The 5,307-nt window shown below is 27.9% G+C and carries 9 protein-coding genes; all 9 read right to left on the bottom strand.

Annotation, left to right across the window (positions count from 1 at the left end):
• Positions 1-173, bottom strand: a 173-nt coding sequence (locus BHF71_RS08945; RefSeq protein ID WP_084024127.1) for a transposase, incomplete at its 3' end; no start/stop codon positions are given.
• Positions 174-208: 35 nt separating this feature from the next.
• Entirely contained in the window at positions 209-535 is a 327-nt protein-coding gene (locus BHF71_RS08940; protein WP_069657317.1) for a P-loop NTPase family protein, read from the bottom strand.
• A 503-nt stretch (positions 536-1,038) separates the two neighbouring features.
• Positions 1,039-1,539, bottom strand: a complete 501-nt coding sequence (locus BHF71_RS08935; RefSeq protein WP_069657316.1) for a hypothetical protein — start codon at positions 1,537-1,539, stop codon at positions 1,039-1,041.
• A gap of 68 nt (positions 1,540-1,607) precedes the next feature.
• Positions 1,608-2,408 (bottom strand): aminoglycoside adenylyltransferase domain-containing protein, encoded by an 801-nt coding sequence (locus BHF71_RS08930; protein ID WP_069657315.1) that lies wholly within the window; start codon positions 2,406-2,408, stop codon positions 1,608-1,610.
• A 121-nt stretch (positions 2,409-2,529) separates the two neighbouring features.
• Entirely contained in the window at positions 2,530-2,943 is a 414-nt protein-coding gene (locus BHF71_RS08925) for a hypothetical protein (protein WP_069657314.1), read from the bottom strand.
• Between the two features lie 141 nt (positions 2,944-3,084).
• The gene (locus tag BHF71_RS08920) at positions 3,085-3,684 is read right to left on the bottom strand and encodes a hypothetical protein (RefSeq protein WP_069657313.1); all 600 of its coding nucleotides are present in this window, start codon (positions 3,682-3,684) and stop codon (positions 3,085-3,087) included.
• Positions 3,685-3,853: 169 nt separating this feature from the next.
• Positions 3,854-4,384 carry a YcxB family protein gene (locus BHF71_RS08915; RefSeq protein ID WP_069657312.1) on the bottom strand — a complete coding sequence of 177 codons (531 nt, stop codon included), beginning with the start codon at positions 4,382-4,384 and terminating at the stop codon, positions 3,854-3,856.
• A gap of 155 nt (positions 4,385-4,539) precedes the next feature.
• The gene (locus BHF71_RS08910) at positions 4,540-5,076 is read right to left on the bottom strand and encodes a GNAT family N-acetyltransferase (protein WP_069657311.1); all 537 of its coding nucleotides are present in this window, start codon (positions 5,074-5,076) and stop codon (positions 4,540-4,542) included.
• A 25-nt stretch (positions 5,077-5,101) separates the two neighbouring features.
• A partial coding sequence (locus BHF71_RS08905; RefSeq protein ID WP_141705361.1) for an integrase core domain-containing protein occupies positions 5,102-5,307 on the bottom strand: 206 nt, incomplete at its 5' end.

Genomic DNA, 5,307 nt, shown 5'->3' with positions numbered 1-5,307 from the left:
GAATCCTTTCCTTCACCTACAGGGGTATAGGACCTAATCCATTTATATATCGTTACTTCAGATACACCATATTCGCTACTTAATTTTTTTACTGGAGTTCCAGAATTGTAGAGTTCCACTATTGTTTGTTTAAAATCTTCAGTATATTTTTTTGCTACACCTTTTCTTTTCATATAGGACACATCCTCTCAAAATTATTGTATTAGACTTAACTAAGGTGTGTCCACAAAACTATACTAACTCCATCTCTTAGGTAAACATTTGGTTTTAACACAAAAATATAATCTGCTTTATTAAAGCTTTCATTTAACCAACTAAAATATACTCCTTCAATTATCCAACTTTGCTCCTTAAGTATTTTTTCAAGATCTCTGTTTCTTTTTTCAGATGAATTCCTATTGCCATACGTCTTCGACTTATTATCCCAAAAAATATCATCAAGATCGTATCGATTTATATTTAAATTTTTAGATAATTCTTCCCCGATATATGATTTCCCACTTCCCGGGCCACCAATTATATGAATTTTTACCATAACTTCACCTTGCTTTTTTATCTTTATTATATTCTATAAAACTAATGAAATACTTTAGGCTAAATAACCTTAAGTTACTGTTCCTTAGCCCAATAATAAAATGAATAGACTTCTTAGCTTATATCTTCTAACCATAGAACGACCAGAGCATTGACCGAAGTGTGAATGCATTGTAATTAGCCACTTTTATCTATTTATCATTTAGTAGGTGTAAAAAACTGAATAAACCCCAAAGTTAGTAACATAAAAAATAATATAATTACTATACTAACCAAAATGTTTCTCCATGACATTTCATCTCACCCGATTTTTGATTATTTGTTTTTTGTGCCATAGCAGCACATTTTTATATTGGATTTCGTATAACATCAGGTTATTCACGACATTCTTGAATGTTACAGGTTTCTATCTAGTCCTTATCAGGCAACCAAGGCAGCTTAATATTAAATTTGCTATTACCGCAGCGTGAATATTCTGTTATGTAATGTTATAGTTGAATTTATCTATCTTACTTTTTCACCATTACTATAAAAATCAATATCAGCACCATTCACAGGCCTTTCAGTATAAATATACCAAAAAGAAACTTCATTTGAGATTATATGTTTTAGAGGCAATCCTTGAACGGTAACGTTATCTACATCTTCCGGAGCAGATACCAAAGCCAAATTGAATGGCATACCTGTATTTGCGGTTAAGATGTATGAATACTCATTTAATGTTACATAACCACTATACACACTTACCCATTTCCCATCATCATTTGTCACATATGTGAATGATAAGGAATTAGAGTCATAACTTGTATAAAATATTAATAAACCTGATTCTTTAATGTCAGTGTGTACAATTTCTTTTAGATTTTCATCAAAAACATTATCAATTTGCATTTTTATTTCCTCTTCGAATGTCGAATAAGGTGAATTTATATCAATTTGAAAAGTACAAGAAGTTAATAAAACTGAAAGAATGATAATATATAAAAATTTAAAAATAATATTCAAATTATTTGTTCCTCCTAAATAACCTTATATTTTAAGATTTATGTTATATTGTGACGGGTGACTGCTATTCATCTCTGAATAAACTTACTAACTTCTTTTTTTATAAATTCTTTAAAATTAAGTACCAATTGTTGATCTAAGGTTACATTAATATCACTTTCATAAATCTCTAATGTATCTTTTATTAGTTCTTTATATTTTCCGGGTAATTGTTCAATTGCCCACATCCCTGCTTCTTGTTTTGAAAAAATATGATAATCAGTTAGATATGCATATATTCGACATGAATTAAGAATTCCATAAATAGGTTTTTGTAGTATGCCTTCCAGTGCATACTTAAAGTCTAACAAAATTGAATCCTTATAATCTTCTTTTGGTACATCTGGAAAAACAGTATTAATTGCTTCCCCATATAAAGTTATTCCTCTTTGCAATATTATTGTTATATGCGCTGCTAAGTCCACATCTGTTTCTTTTTTGTTATTCCATTCCTTCCATTTCTCAAATATTAATTCCTTTTTGTATTTATTTCTCCAATCTTCACTATAATGCAAATCAAAAGGAGTGGGATATTTCCATTCTTTTAAGTCATCATTAATAATAAAACTAACTTCAATTGGATGGGGATTATTTGATAAAACTAATAATTCTTCTATTATTTTTTTCTTTGTACTTATGTCCATCTGTTCAGTAGTAACAACTATTAAATCAATGTCACTCTTTTCTGGATTAAAACATTTCATAGTAAGAGATCCATGTAAGTAGATACCAATTAGATTACCTGTTAATTGTTCAGTTACTAGTTTTATAAATCTATTTATTTGTTGTTTTGTAGATGATGGACTATTATCCCAATTGTAGAATGCCATTATATTTCTCCTTATATCCAGCAGCGTGAAAATTTTGTTAGGTAATGTAGCCTTCAATGAATAACTGCATAAATATAGTATATAATTTTCAGATTAGCATAGAGTTAATATTTGGAAATCATCACTTTATTAAATATTTTTTAAAATCGTATTCCCTTTGTTCTTCTGAAACTTCAAATATCCATAAAACTAACTGTGCCTTATAAAAATAAAATTCGTCATTTATTTTAAAGTATGGTAACATTTTTCCATTAAATCCATTTTGTGATTCACGCATTATTTTCTCGGTTATAATTACTTTTTTTATATCACTTTCTGTCATATTCAAATATTTTGCAGCTTCTTCTATATTAATAATATTACTGTTCATCAAAAAACGATCATTATTTTCTATTGCTTCAGTTTCAATATAACCTTTAGATATATTTCGAATATTTTCACTATCAAATGTAATATAAATAAACAAACCTAAAATGAAAGAGCTCATTATAATTGATATACCAATGATTAATGATGATTTTTTATCCAATATCATCTTCTCTCCCCAAATTTATTTTTTGTAACATTAGAAACCCACCGAATCAAATTATATTAAATGCTATTTCAACTAATATCAGGTTATTGACGAGACCCTTGAGCTTACAGACGTTTCCAAACTTTAGAAATATTATATCCTTTATTCCATCATTAATTTCCTAATAACTACTTTGTGTTTTATATTTAAACCTGATCCTGGGTAATACTTATTAATAATTCGCTTTAAATCATTACTAGCACCATTAGACAAAATCGCTAGTTTAACATCTTTAATCGTCGCTTCGTAATAATTACCTAAATAGCTAAAATGAATAACTACCTCTTCAACTAATCCTATATTTTGTTTAAGCTGTGTTAAAAAATATACATTTGCTTCTTGAAATGGCTTTATTTTCACGTTATTAAGGTTATATCGTTTTAATTCATCCCAATAAGGATTTCCCTCTGATAAAAATTTATAAGATATAGCAGCCTCTTCAAATATTATTCCTTTTTGAATTTCATAGATACTTTCACGTCCAATATCTTGGTTTAAAATTAAATAAGCATTTACTATTTTTATAGGAAAAGGGCTAATATTTTTAATTTCAATTAAAATCGCTTGTCTTTCATCTATTTTACTCTCGATAACTAAAGGAGGGATTGGTGTAACATATATCTTAGGGATTACAAACCATTTCAATGCAAAATATAAGGTAATTAAAACTATTATTATTATCAGGATTCGAAAGGTTTTCATTTTCTCACCAGCTTTAATAATATAGACTGCGGCCAAGAAACATTAGTATATTAAGAATAAATATCGCGTAAAATACTTTTTGTTATTTTGAGATTTCATAGGGATTCTTCCTAAAATTAATTAATATAAATATGCTTATTTCGATTACCGTAGTTAAATTTGTATTATGTTATTTTGAGTATTGTTTGAATTTCTTTCCGATAGAATTTTTTAACATTTCTCGCAATTCGTCTGATGTCCCATTAAATATTCCATTTTTCGGGATTATGAATGCCTGCATGTTACTTATATAGATAAAAAAATGTGTTTGTGTCTCATATGCTTTATAGACTAGATTCCATCGCACCTCAAATATTGAAATCATATCTGTTTTTTCCATTCTATTGAATAAGATTTCATTATCTATCTTAAAGTAATTTAACGTTTCATTTGAAACTAATTTCATACTTCTAAGATGAAACCATACTAAAAGTTTCATAATTATATATGAAATTAATGGATAGCCTATTCCAAAAACTACTAAAAATATAGTTCCAAATATTCTATCTCCATTATCTTCTGCAAATATTATCATTAGTACTCCTATTACTATAAACACAAACATTGGAATTAAAAATAGCCATACATTTTTTCTAAATAAATGAAACTTGTTTAAGTTGAGAAGTTCGTGCTTATCAAGACGAGTTCTTGCTTCAACCATATTAATTACCTCCGTATAAATAGAAAATCAATATAACTATTAGTTTTTGAACATTACTAAAATTTTTGTTTACTAAAACTTCCCTATAAAGATTTTGTATTCACGACGTTTTCTCATATCTTAGACTCGGGAATGCTGACTCGGTTAGAGCATGCCTATTTTTTTTGATTAAAATATTCTTCTTTTAAAATTCCCATAACTACATCATCAAAGTATTTACCGTCTCTATATACTTCCTGTCTTAGTATTCCTTCTTTTTTGAATCCGCATTTTTCATAACTTTTTATTGCACGTAGATTAAATGAAAAAACATGAAGTTTAATCTTGTTTATATTCATTTGTTCAAATATAAATTTTATTAAGATTTTCATTGCATCCGTTCCATATCCCTTACCCCAATAGTCCTTATCACCAATAAATATTCCAACTTCAGTTACGCTGTTTTTCCAATCAATCTTATTTACTCCACATCCACCAATATATTTATTATCCTTTAATGTTTCTATTGCAAAACTATATGTATCTTTTGTTGCAGAAAGACTATCAAACCATTTCTGCTCATCTTCAAAGGTATATAAATAAGGAATTCCGGGATGCAAAAGTCTTTTTACTTCTGGATCATTTATATAGATTTGTGCTTGTTTTACATCATCTTTACTATATTCTCTTAATCTTACTGGATTTGAGTCAATATATTGGACACAAAAAAGTTAACTCTTATGCTGAATGTTTCAATTGATCTTCGATGGCTTGAGGAGTCAAATAACCTAAAGCACTATGTATTCTTCTTCGGTTGTACCAGCCCTCAATATATTGAAAAATTGCTATCTTAGCAGAATAGTAATCTAGATATTGCACGTGATTTACTTCTTCTTTTTTCAATATAGCATGAAATGATTCAATACAAGCATTATCATAGGGAT

Origin of the sequence: Vulcanibacillus modesticaldus (genome assembly GCF_001730235.1) — a bacterium.
Classification (GTDB): domain Bacteria; phylum Bacillota; class Bacilli; order Tepidibacillales; family Tepidibacillaceae; genus Vulcanibacillus; species Vulcanibacillus modesticaldus.
Note: the sequence above shows the minus strand (reverse complement) of the source record. Positions and strands in the feature narration are given on the sequence as shown.